Raw genomic sequence first — 15,496 nt, forward strand, 5'->3', positions numbered from 1 at the left:
ACCGTCTCAGGACGACGGGGCGACAGCCTCCCAGGGGATCGTGACCTCGCCCAGCCGCCAGCGTGACCGGCTCTGGACGGGCCACCCCCCGGCCGCGAGGGCGTCGAGCGCCGTGCGCCACCGGTGCACGGGTCCGAAGGGGACCGAGCCGACCGCCCGGACCCACTCGACATCGAGCGCCGAGAGGTAGTCGTGCACGCGTTCGCCGGGCACATTGCGGTGGATGAGCGCCTTCGGCAGGCGCTCGGCCGCGATCGACGGGGACGTGAGATCCTGCAGCCGCAGCGACAGTGTGAGGGTGCGGGGCGCCGCGTCCGCCCCGAGCTCCACCCAGGTGCAGACCCGACCGAGCTCGTCGCACGTGCCCTCGACGAGGATGCCGCCCGGCTGCAGCCGCGCACACATCAGCGCCCAGGCTCCCGCCACGTCGGACTCGTCGTACTGGCGCAGCACGTTGAACGCGCGGATCACCGCCGCACGCCGGGTCGCACCGCCGCGGCCGGGGTCCTCGTCCGGCACCGGGACCTCGAAGCCCCCGCGGGCGAAGGAGACGCGGGCGTCGGGGGAGAACGGGGTGCGTCCCGCCCGGACCTCCTCCAGCTGCGCGCGCGCCCGCGCGACGCGGGCAGGGTCGATCTCCAATCCGAGGACCTCGACGCCCGGCCGCGCGCGCCGCAGGCGTGCCTCCAGTTCGAACGCCGTCACGCCGCTCGCGCCGAAGCCGAGGTCCACGACGAGCGGGTCGCCCGTGCGGCGCAGGGCAGGATGGCGGGCGATCCAGCGATCGACGCGGCGGAGCCGGTTGGTGCCGGTCGTTCCCCGCGTGATCTGGCCGGTCACCCGACCCGTCGATCCGGCGCCGGCGCGGCCGCGTGCGGGCGGCACTTTCTCCGGCGTCATCTCCCCATGATGCCAGCGGCCGGATGGGTAGGATGACGAGCATGACCGCTCCCTATACGCTCATCCTCCTCCGCCACGGGCAGAGCGAGTGGAACAAGACGAACCAGTTCACCGGCTGGGTCGATGTCCGTCTCACCGAACAGGGCCGCAACGAGGCCGCGCGCGGTGGCGAGCTGCTCAAGGAGTCGGGGATCCTGCCCGACGTCCTCCACACCTCCGTCCTCAGCCGGGCGATCCAGACGGCGAACATCGCCCTGGACAGCGCGGACCGGCTGTGGATCCCGGTCAAGCGCTCGTGGCGCCTCAACGAGCGCCACTACGGCGCGCTGCAGGGCAAGGACAAGGCGCAGACTCTCGAGGAGTTCGGAGACGAGCAGTTCATGCTGTGGCGTCGCTCCTTCGACGTGCCGCCCCCGCCCCTCGCGGACGACGACCAGTACAGCCAGGTCGGCGACCCGCGCTATGTGGGAATCGACGGCGAGGTGCCGCGCACGGAGTCGCTCAAGATCGTCATCGACCGGATGCTCCCGTACTGGGAGTCGGAGATCAAGCCCGATCTCGCCGCCGGGAAGACGGTGCTCGTCACCGCGCACGGCAACTCGCTGCGAGGCCTCGTGAAGCACCTGGACAAGATCTCGGACGCCGACATCGCCGAGCTCAACATCCCCACCGGCATCCCGCTCGTCTACCACCTCGACGAGAACTTCGAGCCGATCGGTGCAGGCGAGTACCTCGACCCCGAGGCCGCCGCCGCCGGAGCCGCCGCGGTCGCGAATCAGGGCAAGAAGTGACCCGGGCCGCGTAGCGGCCGGGAACGGGAAAGGGTGGATGCCGCGGCATCCACCCTTTCCCGTTCGTGCGGCGCCGGTCAGTCGACGATCTCTCCGCCGGCGACGATCACCGCAATGGTCTCCGTGTCGGGCTTCCAGTCGCCCGTTGCGAGGTAGGCGACCTTCTTGGCCACCGACACGGCGTGGTCGGCGAACCGCTCCAGGTAGCGGCTCGCGAGCGTAGCATCGACCGTCGCCGCGGCCTCGCCCTTCCACGCGTCACTGAGGACCTTCTCGAAGACCGAGAGGTGGCCGTCGTCGAGCTTGTCATCGAGCGCGCGAAGGGTCTCCAGGAGGGAGAGATCCTCCGTGCGCAGGAGCTCGGTGAGCGTCCGCGCGACCTCGACGTCGAGTTCGCCCATCTTCGTGAACGTGCTCTTCAGGCCCTTCGGGATCGCCCGCTCGGGGAAGCGCATGCGGGTCAGCTGCGCGATGTGCTCGGCGATGTCGCCCATCCGCTCGAGCGACGCGCTGACGCGCAGCGCCGCGACGACGATGCGCAGGTCGCGGGCGACCGGCTGCTGACGGGCGAGGATCTGGATCGCGAGCTCGTCGAGCTCGACGGCCTTCTCGTCGATGATCGCGTCGGCCTCGATGACCTCTTCGGCCAGCGCCACGTCGCTCGTGCCGAAGGCACGGGTCGCCTTGTCGATCGCGGCCGTCACGAGCTCGCTGATCTCGACGAGGCGTGCCTGCACGTCCTCGAGCGATTGGTGGAACACTTCGCGCATCGGGAAAACCTCTCGGAGGGGGTCGGCGGGTCGGGGCCGGGTGCGATCCTCCCGCCCGAAGGTTAACGAAGGGTGCCGCCACGGTGAACAATGCCGCGAACGCTGCGCGGGACCGCGGCGCACGTCTCTCACCCGACCGACCCCACCCTACGCTGGGTGCATGGACTCGACGCAGTTGGCGCTCGTCGCCCTCTCCGTCGGGGCGATGATCGGCGGAGGCATCGCCGGGCTGGTGTTCATCGCGCTCCGTGCGCGGGACCGTGCGCGCGTCGATTCCTCCCTCGAGCTCCCCGACGGCGCGAGCGATGTCCTGCAGGGAATGGACGAGGTCGCCGTGGTCGTCGATGCGTCGGGGCACATCGTCGCGGCATCCGCACCGGCGGAGCTGTTCGGGATGGTCGTCGGCACCCCGCTCCCCGAGGATGACCTCCGCCTCCTCGTCCGCTCGGCGCGGCACACGGGGCTGCCGGAGTCGTCCACGCTGCGCCTGCGCCGAGGCGCGGAACTGCGCCTCGTCACCGCGCGGGTCAGCGTCATCACCCCGCGTCTCAGCCTCATCGTCATCCGCGACATCACCGAGCACGAGCGCGTCGAGGAGATGCGCCGGGACTTCCTCTCCAACACCAGCCACGAGCTGAAGACGCCGGTCGGGGCGATCACCCTTCTCGCGGAGGCGATCGACTCCGCCGCCGACGACCCCGCGCAGGTGCGCAACTTCGCGGGCCGGCTGAGCGCGGAGGCCGCTCGCCTCGGCCAGCTCACCTCGCGGATCATGAACCTCTCGCGCCTGCAATCCGCCGACGACCTCACCGAGCTCCGCGACGTGTCGGTCGACGAGGTGGTCGCCGCGGCCATCGAATCGCAGTCCATCGCGGCGGACGCCGCGGGGATCGCGATCGTGCGCGGCGGTGCACGCGGGGCGTACGTCCGGGGCGACGTGCAGGTCCTCACCGAGGCGGTGGGGAACCTCGTCGCGAACGCCGTCGCCTACTCCCCGCGGGGAGCACAGGTCGGCGTGGGCGTGCGGGCCGACGCCGCGGTCGTCGAGATCGCGGTGACCGACCGCGGCATCGGCATCCCCGAAGAGGAGCAGAACCGCATCTTCGAGCGCTTCTACCGCGCCGATCAGGCACGGTCGCGCCGCACCGGCGGGACCGGCCTCGGCCTCTCCATCGTCAAGCACGCCATCCAGCGGCACGGGGGCGAGGTGGAGCTCTGGTCCCGGCCGGGACGAGGGTCGACCTTCACCGTCCGGCTGTCCGCGATCCCGGCGCCGCCGATGGCGGAGCATGCCGGCCGCCGGAAGAAGCCGAAGAAGCCCAAGAAGAAGGCCGGTGCCGCGGCGCCGGCGAAGGGAGAGACACCATGACCCGCGTCCTGATCGTCGAGGACGAGCCCGACCTGGCCGATCCGCTCGCCTACCTGCTGCGCAGGGAGGGATTCGAGGTCGAGATCGCCGAGGACGGCCCGAGCGCCGTGGATGCCTTCGCATCCCACGGCGCCGACATCGTCCTGCTCGACCTCATGCTCCCGGGGATGCCGGGGACCGAGGTGTGCCGGATCATCCGGACGACCTCCAAGACACCCATCATCATGCTCACCGCGAAGGACTCGGAGGTGGACATCGTGGTCGGTCTCGAACTCGGGGCGGACGACTACGTCACCAAGCCCTACTCGTCGCGCGAGCTTCTCGCGCGCATGCGCGCCGTCCTCCGTCGCACGGCGAGCACCGATGTCGATCTGGACGAGCGGATCGTCGAGGGCGGGCGGGTCTCGATCGACATCGACCGCCACACGGTGTCGGTGGACGGGGCGGTGATCGGGATGCCGCTGAAGGAGTTCGAGCTGCTCGAGGTGCTCATGCGCAACGCCGGGCGCGTGCTCACCCGCGGCCAGCTGATCGACCGCGTGTGGGGGAGCGACTACTTCGGCGACACGAAGACGCTCGACGTGCACATCAAGCGGATCCGCTCGCGGATCGAGGAGAACCCCTCCGAGCCCGTCATGCTGCTGACCGTCCGCGGGCTCGGGTACCGCTTCGAGGCCTAGCGCGGATCAGCTCTCGGGGACGAAGTCGGCGAGGTAGGCCAGCTTGCCGTCGAGCACCGGGACGGAGTAGACGATCGACTGGCCGTCACCGGAGTGGAAGGTGACCTCGAGGTCGGTGCCCGGAAGGGCGTCCAGGCCGTCGAAGAGGATCGGGTCGGCGCCGTCGAAGCCCAGGCTGACCGTCGACCGGGCCGGGACGCGCACCGTCTTCTCGGTGCCGCCGGCCGTCACGCTCAGCGTCGCCGCCTTGTCGGTGTCGTTGACGACCGCGGCGAGGAAGTTCGCCCGCTCGCCCGACTCGTCAGCGACCAGGAGGGCGTTGCGGACCTTGAGCGGCCCGGAGTCGGGGATGTTGACGCCGTCCGCCGCGGAGTAGGCGATCGTCGTCGCCTGCGGGGAGATCATGCTGCACCCGGTCATCCCCACCAGGAGTGCGGCGGCGAGAGCGACGGGTGCGAGGCGGCGCGTGTTCACGGGGTCCTCCTGGGAGCGGGGGTGGGCGGCCGCCGGCAGGCGGTGCCCTCTTCATTCTAGGGTGCCGGACGGGCGAGCATCAGCGAGGCTGAGGGGCCAGCCGGCGAACCTTAGCGTATGTCGCCTGTGGTATCCTGGAGGTTGCCGAAAGGACATAACTGCATGCTTTTTGAGGTTGGCGAGACGGTCGTCTATCCGCACCACGGCGCCGCGACGATCATCGAGGTCAAGGACCGGATCATCAAGGGCGAGACCAAGAAGTACCTGAAGCTGAACGTCACGCAGGGAGACCTCATCATCGAGGTCCCGGCGGACAACGTCGATCTGGTCGGCGTTCGCGACGTGATCGGCAAGGACGGTCTCGAGCGCGTCTTCGACGTGCTGCGCGCCGCGTTCACGGAGGAGCCCACGAACTGGTCCCGCCGGTACAAGGCGAACCTCGAGAAGCTCGCCTCGGGCGATGTGATCAAGGTGTCCGAGGTCGTCCGCGACCTCTGGCGTCGCGACCAGGACCGCGGGCTCTCCGCGGGCGAGAAGCGGATGCTCGCCAAGGCGCGCCAGATCCTCGTCTCCGAGATCGCGCTGGCTCTCAAGGCGGATGAGGAGCACGCCGGAGGCGTGCTCGACGAGGTCCTCGCCAGCTGACGAGCCCGGCCTCCGCCGCATGGCGGGCCGCCTCACCTCGGTAGTCTCGGGGAATGGTCCCCACCCCTGACGAACCGCTCCTTCCCGTACCGCGCGTCGCCGTCATCGTCGTCGCCGCCGGGTCGGGGCAACGCCTCGGCGCGCCGGTGCCGAAGGCCTTCGTCGGCCTCGACGCGCACACAATCCTGCGTCACGCTCTGCGGAACGTGTTCGCTGCGCCCCTGGCGCAGGTCGTCGTCGTCGCCCCCGAGGACCGTGTCGGCGATGCACTCACGGATGCGCACGCTGTCGCGGGCGAGCGCCACGACCTCGTGACCGTCGTCGCCGGAGGGGCGACCCGCCAGGCATCCGTGGCCGCGGGGCTCGCGGCGGTCTGGTCGGACGTCGATCTCGTCCTCGTGCACGACGCGGCGCGCGCCCTCACGCCGCCGGCCGTCTTCGAGCGCGTCATCTCTGCCCTCGAGGGAGGCCGCGCGGCGGTGCTGCCGGTCGTCCCCGTCGTCGACACGATCAAGCGGATCGATGCCGATGCTGTCGTCGAGGCGGTCGATCGGTCCGTCCTCGCCGCTGCGCAGACGCCGCAGGGATTCTCGCGCCGGGTCCTGGATGCCGCGTACGCCGACGCGTCCGCGGACCACACCGACGACGCCGCGCTCGTGCAGGCCGCCGGCGTTCCGGTCGACACCGTCGCGGGCGATGAGCGTGCCTTCAAGATCACGACCGCCGCCGACCTCGACCGCGCGCGCGCCCTGCTCCGCTCCGCGGCCGAGGCGCAGGCAGCCCCGACTCCCGCCTCCGGCCACGGGCCCGGGATCCCGCGCGTGGGGGTCGGAACCGACGTGCACGCCTTCGGGGGCGATGGCGACCTCTGGCTCGCCGGACTGCGCTGGCCCGGTGAGCCGGCCCTGCACGGACACTCCGACGGGGACGCGGTCGCTCACGCGATCGTGGACGCGGTGCTCTCGGCCGCCGGTCTCGGGGACATCGGCACGCACTTCGGCACGGCCCAGCCCGAGTATGCCGGGGCCCACGCCGACGCCTTCCTCGCGCGCACGCGCGAGCTCGTCGAGGCGGCCGGATTCCGCATCGGGAATGTGTCGGTCCAGGTGCAGGCGAATCGGCCCCGCTTCGCCGCCCGCCGTGCCGAAGCCGATGCGGTGCTGTCGCGGGCGCTCGGTGCGCCGGTGACCGTTTCGGCGACCACCACCGACGGGCTGGGATTCACCGGCGCCGGCGACGGCGTCGCCGCCTTCGCGGTGGCCCTCGTCATCGGGTGACGCCCTTCAGATCTCTCGCGTCATGAAGACCGAGAGCGGGTCGGGGCGGTAGTCCTCGAAAGGCCCGCACTCGACGAACCCCTCGCTGGCGTAGAGCCGCCGGGCGGGCACGAACTCCGCCTCGCTGCCGGTCTCCAGCCAGAGACTGCGGATGCCACGACGCTGCGCCTCCGCGGTGATGTGTCGGAGGAGTGCGCGCCCCGCGCCCGTGCCGCGGAAGCGATCGTCGACACGCATCGACTTGAGCTCGCCCCGCTCGGCATCCAGCGCCTTCATCGCGCCGACGGCGACGAGATCGTCGCCGTGCCAGGCAGACCAGACGGTGATGCCGGGCGCACGGAGGGCATCGACGTCGAGGGCGTGGCAGCTCTCGGGCGGGGACTGGGCGGCCATCCCCGCGAGGTGCGCCGCGATGAGGGTGCGCGTCCGCTCGCCGGAGAGGTCGTCGGGCATGATGCGCAGCGTCATCCCGCCATTCTGCCCGAGTCCGCGGCGTCGCTCGTATCGTCGCGACCACTCGTGGACCGGCTCCTGGCGATCATCCCTCCACGGCGAACGGCGTCGGACCGTGGGCGGCGCGGGACTCCCGCGACCCCCGCGATCCGAGGGCGAGGAGGACGAGTCCCGTCCCCAGCACGAGAAGACCTGCGATGCCCAGCGGCGAGAGCCGCTCACCGAGGACGGTCACCCCGAGCAGCGCGGCGGTCAGCGGTTCGCCGAGGGTGAGGGTGGCCGCCGTGGCGGCGGAGACGCCCTGCAGCCCCCAGGTGAACAGGACGTAGGCCACGGCGATGGTGGCGAGGCCCAGCCACAGCGCCATCGCGAGGCCACGGGGTGCCCCGAGCCACGCCAGGTCCACGAACGGGAGGGCGAGGGCGCTGAGCGCGGCGGCGCATGCGCCCATCGCGCCGACGACGGTGAACGCGTCCCACCCCTCGTCCAGCAGGCGCCGCTGGGCGTTCGCGATCACCGCGAAGGAGGCGCCGGCGCCCACCGCACCCAGCACGCCGACCGGGTCCGCGGCGCCGTGCGCGCCGCCGCCGAGGCCGAGGAGCAGCACGCCCCCGCTCGCGAGCGCGGTCGCCGTCAGCCAGAGCCGCGAGGGCAGCCGGCGAGTGAGGGCCCACTCGAGCAGTCCGGCGAGGACCGGCGCCGATCCGAGTGCGATCACCGTGCTGACGGCGACGCCGTTGCGGGCCGTCCCCAGGAAGAAGAGCGGCTGGTAGAGGGTGAGGCACACGCCCGTGAGTGCCATGAGGAGGATCGGGCGCGCGCGCAGGGCGGGCGGGATGAGAGCGGGTCGACGTCGCGCGTGCCGTCGCGCGAGCAGGAAGGCGATGAGGGCCAGCGCCGCCCCGCCGATGACCATGCGCACCGCGCCGACGGAGAGCGGGGTGGTTCCCTCCGGGCCGAGCGCCTGAGAGGTCCCGGTGGTTCCGAACAGGAGTGCGGCGACGAGGATCGCGACGACGTGGAGCACAGGACCGTTCTACCGTAACGATCGCCGCCCGCCGGTAGGCTGGTGCGGTGACGGTCCGCCTCTATGACACCCGCGCGCAGACCCTGCGCGACTTCGAGCCGGGCGACCCCTCGAACGTCACCGTCTACGTCTGCGGGCCGACCGTCCAGTCGGGGCCCGGCATCCACCACCTGCGCGCGGCCCTCGCCTTCGACCTCCTGCGGCGCTGGCTCGTCCGTCGGTTCGGACGTGTCACCTTCGTCCGCAACGTCACGGACATCGACGACAAGGTTCTGCAGAACGCCACCGAGGCCGAGCCCTGGTGGGCGCTCGCGTACCGGATGGAGCGGGAGTTCTCCGCCGCCTATGCGGCCATCGGCATCCTGCCGCCGACGTATGAGCCGCGCGCGACGGCATCCATCCCGCAGATGCAGGAGCTCATCGCGCGGCTCATCGACGCCGGTCACGCGTACGCGGCGGACGGGGACGTGTACTTCGATGTGCGTTCGTGGCCGGAGTACGGCTCGCTCACGAATCAGAGCATCGACGCGATGGTCCTTCGACAGGCTCAGGATCCGGATGCGGCCGTCGCGGTGGACGAGCGCGGAAAGCGCGATCCGCACGACTTCGCCCTGTGGAAGGCCGCGAAGCCCGACGAGCCCGAGGATGCCGTGTGGGCGTCGCCGTGGGGGGCGGGCCGCCCCGGCTGGCACATCGAGTGCTCGGCGATGAGCCGGCGCTATCTGGGCCCCGAGTTCGACATCCACGGCGGAGGCCTCGACCTCCGCTTCCCGCATCACGAGAACGAGCTCGCTCAGTCGACGGCGGCCGGTGACCGGTTCGCGCGGTACTGGGTGCACAACGGCCTCGTGACGGTCGGCGACCAGAAGATGTCGAAGTCGCTCGGCAACTTCCTGCTCGCCCACGACGTCCTCGCGCAATACGATCCGCTGGTCGTGCGGTACGCGCTCGCGGCAGCGCACTACCGTTCGTCGCTGGAGATCACGCCGACCACGTTCACCGAGGCGGAGTCCGCCCTGGGCCGCATCCGCGCGTTCCAGGAGCGCGCCGCCCGTGCCCTCGGGACGCGGCTCCCGCTCGTGGTCGCCGACCTTCCCGAGGCATTCGCGACAGCCCTCGACGACGACCTCGGGGTGCCGCAGGCCCTCGCGATCGTCCACGAGACCGTGCGCGCGGGCAATGCCGCGTTGGATGCCGGAGACGACGACGCCGCCGCGCGCGCCCTCGTCGAGGTCGGTCGGATGACCGGCGTCCTGGGCCTCAACCCGACCGATCCGCAGTGGGGTGGCACGGGGGACGGGGCGGAGCACGAGGCCCTCGACGGGCTCGTCCAGACGCTCATCGCGCAGCGCGCTCAGGCGCGCGCCGACAAGGATTGGACGGCAGCCGACCGGATCCGCGATGCGATCGCGGCGGCCGGCATCGTCTTGGAAGATTCAGCACACGGAACACATTGGAGTCTCGATGGCCGGTAAGCCAGGGCGCCCCGGCGCCGCAAAAGGCGGGAAGGGCCCCACGAAGGGCTCAGGCGGAAAGAACAAGCGCTCCCTCGAGGGGCGTGGACCGACCCCGAAGGCCGAAGATCGCGCGTGGCATCCCGCGGGCAAGCGCAAGGCCGCGGCCGAGCGCTACGCCGCCGCGGGAGGCAAGGGTGCGCCCGGCCAGAAGCCGCAGAATCGGGCGCCCAAATCGAAGGCGGGGGATGACACCGAGAACGTGACCGGGCGCAACTCCGTGCTCGAGGCGCTGCGCGCGCGCATCCCCGCGACCGCGTTCTACATCGCGCAGCGCGTCGAGATGGACGACCGCGTCAAGGAGATGCTCTCGATCGCGACGCAGCGGGGCATCCCCGTCATGGAGGTGACCCGTCCCGAGCTCGACCGCATGGCCGGCTTCGACGGCGTGCATCAGGGTGTCGCGCTGAAGGTGCCGCCGTACGAGTACGCGCATCCGCAGGACCTCCTCGAGAAGGTCATCGCGACGGGGAAGACGCCGCTCCTGGTGGCGCTGGACGGCGTGACCGACCCGCGGAACCTCGGCGCCATCATCCGCTCCACGGCGGCGTTCGGCGGGCAGGGTCTCATCATCCCGCAGCGCCGCTCGGCGGGTGTGAACTCCGCCGCGTGGAAGACGAGCGCCGGGGCCGCCGCGCGCGTTCCGGTCGCGATGGCGTCGAACCTCACCACGACGCTCAAGGAGTTCAAGAAGCAGGGCGTCTTCGTTCTGGGACTCGATGGCGGGGGAGAAGTCTCCCTGCCGCAGCTCGAGCTCGCCGATCGCCCCGTCCTCATCGTCGTGGGATCGGAGGGCAAGGGCCTGTCGCGCCTCGTCACCGAGACCTGCGACCAGATCGTGTCGATCCCCATCTCCGCGGCGACGGAGTCGCTGAACGCGGGCATCGCCGCGTCGGTCGCGCTCTACCAGGTCGCCACCATCCGCGCCGCCAGCGAGTGAGCACCGGCCGGGAATAGGCCGCCCCGCGGCCGCCTTCTCCTCGGAGAACCTACGAAAGGACGCCCATGTCGAACATCGCCGTCATCGGAGGCACCGGCTACGCCGGTCGCCACATCGTCGCCGAGGCCGCCCGCCGCGGGCACACGGTGCTCTCCGTCGCCCGCAAGGTCGCTGCCGAGCGGGTTCCGGGTGTCACGTACATCGAAGGGACCCTCCTCGATGTGCCGACGCTTCTGGCCGAGCTGCAGGGCGTGGATGCCGTGGTCGTCGCCGTCGCGCCGCGCGGCGAGATGGAGGGGCTCGTGCGTCCCAACATCGAGGCCCTCGCCTCGACGCTCGCCGACGACGTGCGGCTCGGTGTCGTCGGTGGCGCCGGTGGCAGCCTCGTCGCTCCCGGCGGACCGCGCCTGGTCGACACCGACTTCCCCGAGGCGTTCAAGGCCGAGGCGCTGGAGATGACCGGCGTCCTCGAAGACCTGCAGGCCGAGCAGTCGGGACGCGACTGGTTCTTCATCCACCCCGCCGGCGGCTTCGGCGGGTTCAACCCCGGGGAGCGGCGCGGCACCTACCGCGACGGCGGCGATGTCCTCGTCGTCGACGAGAACGGCGAGTCGTTCATCTCGGGGGAGGACTTCGCGGCCGCGGTCATCGATGAGATCGAGAGCCCGAAGCACCCTCGCGGGCGCTTCACGGTCGGCTACTGACGCGCACCCGCTGAGCCGGGGCGACCTCAGACGAGATCGCGCCAGTCGATGTCGTCGTCGTCATCGTCGTCGTCCTGCGTCAGGACGGCGCCGGTGACGATGGGGATGGAGACCGTCTCGGTCGGAGGACCCATGAGCGTCGCCTCGTCGCGACGGTGCCGCAGCACGGTGTCGACATAGGAGGAGAGCACCTCCGCGATCGGCACCGACTGCCCGTGCGCCTGCGACATGTACCAGCGGTGCTCGAGCACCTGGTGGAAGACCTCGGCGGGTTCGAGCTTGGAGCGCAGATCCCACGGGATCGCTTTGACGACCGGCTCGAAGACGCGGGTGAGCCACTCGTGGGCGACCATGTCCTCGTCCGACCCCAGGCGTGACACGCGTGCGCGGAACTCGTCCATGTCGTTCAGGAGGCGGCGTGCCTGGTTCTCCTCGACGTCGAGCCCGGTGAGCCGCAGGAGGCGCCGTTGGTGGTGACCCGCATCCACGACCTTCGGCTCGATGGAGACGCGCGTCCCGTCGGGCGCCTGCTCGATCGACATCTCTCCGATGTCGAAGCCGAGCTCGTTGAGGCGCTGGACGCGTTCGGAGATCCGCCAGGCTTCGTTCGCAGCGAAGGTCTCCTGGTCGGTGAGGGTTGCCCAGAGCGAGCGGTAGGAGGACATGATGCCGTCGGCGATGGCCACGGCATCCATCCCGCCCTCCAGGCGACCGCCGGCCTCGAGGTCCATGATCTCGCCGGCGATGTTCGTCCGGGCGACGTCGAGGTCGTGCTCGCGCTGCCCCCGCGTGAGGCCCCCCTCGTGCAGTTCGCCGGTCTCCGCGTCCACGAGGTAGGCGGCGAAAGCCCCCGCATCACGCCGGAACAGTGTGTTGGACAGGGACACGTCGCCCCAGAAGAAGCCGATCGTGTGCAGGCGCACGAGGAGCACCGCGAGCGCATCGACGAGGCGCCCCGCGGTGTCGGGGCGGAGCGTCTGCGTGAAGAGCGCTCGGTAGGGGAGGGAGAACTTCAAGTGCGCCGTGACGAGGGCGGCCGGCAGCGCCTCGCCCTTCGCTGTCCGGCGGCCGTCGATCACCGCGACGCGCTCGACGCAGGGCACGTCGAGGCGGGCGAGCATGCCGAGCATCTCGTACTCGCGGCGGGCCATCTCCCCGGTGGTCTCCTTGACCGCCACGACGCGGCCGGAGAGGTTCGCGAACCGTACCAGATGCCGGGACAGGCCCTTGGGGAGGGAGACGATGTGGTCGCTCTTCCACGCGTCGAGCGGCGTCGACCAGGGCAGGGCGAGCAGCCCGGGATCGATGCTGCTGGCGGTGATGCTCAGCGAGGTGCTGTGACGGGCGTCGGCCACGGTCGCTCCGGATCGTCGGGGTGGCGAGGGTCAGGGGATATGACGCGGCGCGGGGGCTCCCCGGTGTGAGACCGAGGTGCCGCCCGCGCCGCGTTGGGTTCGATCAGGCCGAAGCGATCGCCTTCTTGGTGAGGCGCTCGCCCGACTCGACGTCGAACGCGTGCACGTGGTGCGGCACCGGGGCGAGGACGACCGTCTCACCGGCGTTCGGGTGGCGGCGACCGTCGACGCGCGCCACGATGTCGGTGCGCTTGCCGCCGATGTCGGTGTGCCCGTACAGGTAGCCGTCCGCGCCGAGCTCCTCGACGAGGTCCACCGTGACCGACAGGCCCTTGCCGTCGGCGGGGTTCACGACGATGTCCTCAGGGCGGACGCCGGCCGTGACCTGCGTGCCGCTCGTCGGGCGATCGATGTCGGCGTCCACGACGGCGGTGCCGAACTGGATGCCGCCGGCCGAGGCCAGGTCGACCGGGAACAGGTTCATCGCGGGCGAGCCGATGAAGCCGGCGACGAAGACGTTGTTCGGCTTCTCGTAGAGGTCGCGAGGCGTGCCGACCTGCTGGAGCAGACCGTCCTTGAGCACCGCGATGCGGTCGCCCATGGTGAGCGCCTCGGTCTGGTCGTGCGTGACGTAGACCGTGGTGACGCCGAGGCGGCGCTGGAGCGAGGCGATCTGCGTGCGGGTCTGCACGCGGAGCTTGGCGTCGAGGTTCGACAGCGGCTCGTCCATGAGGAAGACCTGGGGCTGGCGGACGATCGCGCGCCCCATCGCGACGCGCTGACGCTGACCACCCGAGAGGGCCTTCGGCTTGCGGGTCAGGTACTCCTCGAGGTCGAGGAGCTTGGCGGCCTCGAGCACGCGCTGGGCGCGCTCTTCCTTGCCGACGCCGGCGATCTTCAGGGCGAAGCCCATGTTCTCGGCGACCGTCATGTGGGGGTACAGCGCGTAGTTCTGGAAGACCATCGCGATGTCGCGGTCCTTCGGCGGGATGTCGGTGACATCGCGGTCGCCGATGAGGATGCGGCCCGAGTTGACCTCTTCGAGGCCGGCCAGCATGCGCAGCGAGGTGGACTTTCCGCAACCGGAGGGTCCGACGAGGACCAGGAACTCGCCGTCGGCGACCTCGAGGTTCAGCTTGTCGACCGCGGGGCGGGTGCCGCCCGGGTAGAGGCGGGTGGCGTTGTCGAACGTGACGGATGCCATGTTTTCTTCTCCTTCACCGGCAGGTACGTGCCGGACGATCCGTAGTGAGGAATGAGCGAGGGGCTTCCCCGCACGCCCGACGTCGGGCGCGGGCCTATTATCGCACGTGCGGGTGTGACATGGCTGTCACCGGAGGCGGAGGCCTCGTCTGGGCATTTCTCAGGGACGCGATCTAGCATCGTGACGGTCGTCGAACACCGGCGCCCACCCCCGCAGCCCGAACCCCGCGGCCTGCCGTGCAGGCTTTCTCCGAGAGGTCCCATGTCCACCGACGACTCCCCCCGTCCCTCCGAGGCCGACTCCTCCGAGGTCGTCGAAACGTCGGATGTCGCGGTGCAGGGACGCCGGGATGCAGTGCGCGAGAAGGCGCAGCAGGTTCAGGTGCAGCAGTCGCGCGCACGTCTGGTCCGCCGCGCGGTGCTCATCACCGGGGCCGTCGCCGTCGTCGCCGCCGTCGGCGTCGCAGTGGTGTGGGCCATCGGAGGGTCGGCGAACAAGCCGCAGCTCTCTCCGCACGTCGACCAGCAGGACGGATTCGTCGTCACCTCCGTGGCCGGTGGCTCGGCGGGCTCGGCTCCGGATGCGCTCGCCACTCCGACGCCCGATGCCGCCGAGCCGTCTCCGGCGCCCACCTCGTCGGAGGCGCCGGTCGCCATCCACGTCTACGTCGACTACCTCTCGCCCGCGGCGCGGGAATGGCAGCTCGCGAACTCGACTCAGCTGAAGTCGTGGGTCTCCGATGGCGCCGCGACGCTGACCTACCACCCGGTCTCGATGCTGACGGCGAAGTCGAACGGCACGAAGTACTCCCTGCGCGCCGCGAGCGCGGCAGCGTGCGTCGCGACCTACGCGCCCGCATCCTTCTTCTCCTTCACCGATGATCTGCTATCCCGTCAGCCCGCCGTGGACTCCGACGGACTGTCGGACAAGCAGCTCGCCGATGTCGCTCTCGCGAACGGCAACGACGACCCGAAGACGCTCCGCGACTGCATCGAGACCGAAGCGTTCACCTCGTGGGTGAAGGCCGCCACCGAGCGCGCCGTGTCGGGCATCGAGGGTGGAGACGGGCTCGCTCTGGCCGGCACCTCGATGATCACGGTCAACGGCCAGGCCTACGTCGGTGAGATGACCGATCCCGCGGAGTTCTCGCAGTTCGTGCTCACGACTGCGAGCGGCAAGTCGTCGAAGTCGCCGAGCCCCTCCGCCTCGCCGTCCGGCTCCGCGTCGCCGTCCGGCTCCGCGTCGCCGTCGGCCACTCCCTGACCGCGCTCACGCCGAGCGGCGACCGCACATAGACTGGATGCCGCCTCGCCGGCTTGGCGCAATTGGTAGCGCACCTGTCTTGTAAACAGGGGGTTGCAGGTTCAAGTCCTGTAGCCGGCACCGTGACATG

16 protein-coding genes and 1 tRNA gene are annotated in these 15,496 nt (G+C 70.9%); 10 read left to right on the top strand and 7 right to left on the bottom strand.

Going from position 1 to position 15,496, the window contains the following annotated elements; all coding sequences use genetic code 11:
- Positions 1-6: 6 nt before the first annotated feature.
- Complete coding sequence (locus J0P97_RS13425; protein WP_246540481.1) at positions 7-900, bottom strand: class I SAM-dependent methyltransferase; 894 nt, start codon at positions 898-900, stop codon at positions 7-9.
- A gap of 41 nt (positions 901-941) precedes the next feature.
- Between J0P97_RS13425 and J0P97_RS13430 the strand changes: the two genes are divergently transcribed.
- On the top strand, positions 942-1,691 hold the full coding sequence (locus J0P97_RS13430; protein WP_215488293.1) for a phosphoglyceromutase: 750 nt from the start codon (positions 942-944) through the stop codon (positions 1,689-1,691).
- 77 nt (positions 1,692-1,768) lie between these two features.
- Here the strand turns inward: J0P97_RS13430 and phoU are convergent, their stop codons facing one another.
- Positions 1,769-2,461 (bottom strand): phosphate signaling complex protein PhoU, encoded by a 693-nt coding sequence (phoU, locus tag J0P97_RS13435; protein ID WP_215488294.1) that lies wholly within the window; start codon positions 2,459-2,461, stop codon positions 1,769-1,771.
- Between the two features lie 160 nt (positions 2,462-2,621).
- Between phoU and J0P97_RS13440 the strand changes: the two genes are divergently transcribed.
- Together J0P97_RS13440 and J0P97_RS13445 are read left to right on the top strand one after the other, a co-directional pair.
- The gene (locus J0P97_RS13440) at positions 2,622-3,830 is read left to right on the top strand and encodes a sensor histidine kinase (protein ID WP_215488295.1); all 1,209 of its coding nucleotides are present in this window, start codon (positions 2,622-2,624) and stop codon (positions 3,828-3,830) included.
- On the top strand, positions 3,827-4,510 hold the full coding sequence (locus J0P97_RS13445) for a response regulator (RefSeq protein ID WP_215488296.1): 684 nt from the start codon (positions 3,827-3,829) through the stop codon (positions 4,508-4,510). The genes J0P97_RS13440 and J0P97_RS13445 overlap by 4 nt, the downstream gene beginning before the upstream one ends.
- A 6-nt stretch (positions 4,511-4,516) precedes the next feature.
- Here J0P97_RS13445 and J0P97_RS13450 read toward each other — a convergent pair whose 3' ends face one another.
- Positions 4,517-4,984 (bottom strand): DNA modification methylase, encoded by a 468-nt coding sequence (locus tag J0P97_RS13450; protein WP_215488297.1) that lies wholly within the window; start codon positions 4,982-4,984, stop codon positions 4,517-4,519.
- A 162-nt stretch (positions 4,985-5,146) separates the two neighbouring features.
- Here J0P97_RS13450 and J0P97_RS13455 point away from each other — a divergent pair, with 162 nt between their 5' ends.
- Together J0P97_RS13455 and ispD are read left to right on the top strand one after the other, a co-directional pair.
- Positions 5,147-5,629 carry a CarD family transcriptional regulator gene (locus J0P97_RS13455; protein WP_196383254.1) on the top strand — a complete coding sequence of 161 codons (483 nt, stop codon included), beginning with the start codon at positions 5,147-5,149 and terminating at the stop codon, positions 5,627-5,629.
- Positions 5,630-5,682: 53 nt separating this feature from the next.
- A complete protein-coding gene (gene ispD / locus J0P97_RS13460) occupies positions 5,683-6,906 on the top strand; it encodes a 2-C-methyl-D-erythritol 4-phosphate cytidylyltransferase (protein ID WP_215488298.1) in 1,224 nt (407 codons plus the stop codon).
- Between the two features lie 6 nt (positions 6,907-6,912).
- On the opposite strand, the gene J0P97_RS13465 is transcribed toward ispD, so the two are convergent.
- Both J0P97_RS13465 and J0P97_RS15955 read right to left on the bottom strand, forming a co-directional pair.
- Positions 6,913-7,374 carry a GNAT family N-acetyltransferase gene (locus J0P97_RS13465; RefSeq protein ID WP_215488299.1) on the bottom strand — a complete coding sequence of 154 codons (462 nt, stop codon included), beginning with the start codon at positions 7,372-7,374 and terminating at the stop codon, positions 6,913-6,915.
- Positions 7,375-7,444: 70 nt separating this feature from the next.
- Positions 7,445-8,386, bottom strand: coding sequence for a DMT family transporter (locus tag J0P97_RS15955; protein ID WP_215488300.1), 942 nt, complete (start codon positions 8,384-8,386; stop codon positions 7,445-7,447).
- A 47-nt stretch (positions 8,387-8,433) separates the two neighbouring features.
- Between J0P97_RS15955 and cysS the strand changes: the two genes are divergently transcribed.
- The 3 genes from cysS to J0P97_RS13485 all read left to right on the top strand — a co-directional run bounded on the left by cysS (position 8,434) and on the right by J0P97_RS13485 (position 11,544).
- Entirely contained in the window at positions 8,434-9,861 is a 1,428-nt protein-coding gene (gene cysS, locus J0P97_RS13475; protein WP_215488301.1) for a cysteine--tRNA ligase, read from the top strand.
- Positions 9,851-10,840 carry a 23S rRNA (guanosine(2251)-2'-O)-methyltransferase RlmB gene (gene rlmB / locus J0P97_RS13480; RefSeq protein WP_215488302.1) on the top strand — a complete coding sequence of 330 codons (990 nt, stop codon included), beginning with the start codon at positions 9,851-9,853 and terminating at the stop codon, positions 10,838-10,840. Before cysS ends, rlmB begins: the two co-directional genes overlap by 11 nt.
- 65 nt (positions 10,841-10,905) lie before the next feature.
- A complete protein-coding gene (locus J0P97_RS13485) occupies positions 10,906-11,544 on the top strand; it encodes an NAD(P)-dependent oxidoreductase (protein ID WP_215488303.1) in 639 nt (212 codons plus the stop codon).
- A gap of 26 nt (positions 11,545-11,570) precedes the next feature.
- Here J0P97_RS13485 and J0P97_RS13490 read toward each other — a convergent pair whose 3' ends face one another.
- Both J0P97_RS13490 and J0P97_RS13495 read right to left on the bottom strand, forming a co-directional pair.
- Entirely contained in the window at positions 11,571-12,899 is a 1,329-nt protein-coding gene (locus J0P97_RS13490; protein WP_215488304.1) for a DUF4032 domain-containing protein, read from the bottom strand.
- Positions 12,900-13,002: 103 nt separating this feature from the next.
- Entirely contained in the window at positions 13,003-14,103 is a 1,101-nt protein-coding gene (locus J0P97_RS13495; RefSeq protein ID WP_215488305.1) for an ABC transporter ATP-binding protein, read from the bottom strand.
- 261 nt (positions 14,104-14,364) lie between these two features.
- Between J0P97_RS13495 and J0P97_RS13500 the strand changes: the two genes are divergently transcribed.
- Positions 14,365-15,366 carry a DsbA family protein gene (locus J0P97_RS13500; RefSeq protein ID WP_215488306.1) on the top strand — a complete coding sequence of 334 codons (1,002 nt, stop codon included), beginning with the start codon at positions 14,365-14,367 and terminating at the stop codon, positions 15,364-15,366.
- Between the two features lie 47 nt (positions 15,367-15,413).
- Positions 15,414-15,486: transfer RNA gene (locus tag J0P97_RS13505), tRNA-Thr, on the top strand.
- Positions 15,487-15,496 lie beyond the last annotated feature (10 nt).

The organism is Microbacterium flavum (assembly GCF_018717645.1).
In the GTDB taxonomy this organism is placed as follows: domain Bacteria; phylum Actinomycetota; class Actinomycetes; order Actinomycetales; family Microbacteriaceae; genus Microbacterium; species Microbacterium flavum.

Bases quoted from the DNA above. Each gene is read 5' to 3' on its own strand.
- J0P97_RS13425 (WP_246540481.1), bottom strand. From the start codon at position 900: ATGACGCCGGAGAAAGTGCCGCCCGCACGCGGCCGCGCCGGCGCCGGA.
- J0P97_RS13430 (WP_215488293.1), top strand. From the start codon at position 942: ATGACCGCTCCCTATACGCTCATCCTCCTCCGCCACGGGCAGAGCGAG.
- phoU (WP_215488294.1), bottom strand. From the start codon at position 2,461: ATGCGCGAAGTGTTCCACCAATCGCTCGAGGACGTGCAGGCACGCCTC.
- J0P97_RS13440 (WP_215488295.1), top strand. From the start codon at position 2,622: ATGGACTCGACGCAGTTGGCGCTCGTCGCCCTCTCCGTCGGGGCGATG.
- J0P97_RS13445 (WP_215488296.1), top strand. From the start codon at position 3,827: ATGACCCGCGTCCTGATCGTCGAGGACGAGCCCGACCTGGCCGATCCG.
- J0P97_RS13455 (WP_196383254.1), top strand. From the start codon at position 5,147: ATGCTTTTTGAGGTTGGCGAGACGGTCGTCTATCCGCACCACGGCGCC.
- ispD (WP_215488298.1), top strand. From the start codon at position 5,683: ATGGTCCCCACCCCTGACGAACCGCTCCTTCCCGTACCGCGCGTCGCC.
- J0P97_RS13465 (WP_215488299.1), bottom strand. From the start codon at position 7,374: ATGACGCTGCGCATCATGCCCGACGACCTCTCCGGCGAGCGGACGCGC.
- rlmB (WP_215488302.1), top strand. From the start codon at position 9,851: ATGGCCGGTAAGCCAGGGCGCCCCGGCGCCGCAAAAGGCGGGAAGGGC.
- J0P97_RS13485 (WP_215488303.1), top strand. From the start codon at position 10,906: ATGTCGAACATCGCCGTCATCGGAGGCACCGGCTACGCCGGTCGCCAC.
- J0P97_RS13495 (WP_215488305.1), bottom strand. From the start codon at position 14,103: ATGGCATCCGTCACGTTCGACAACGCCACCCGCCTCTACCCGGGCGGC.
- J0P97_RS13500 (WP_215488306.1), top strand. From the start codon at position 14,365: ATGTCCACCGACGACTCCCCCCGTCCCTCCGAGGCCGACTCCTCCGAG.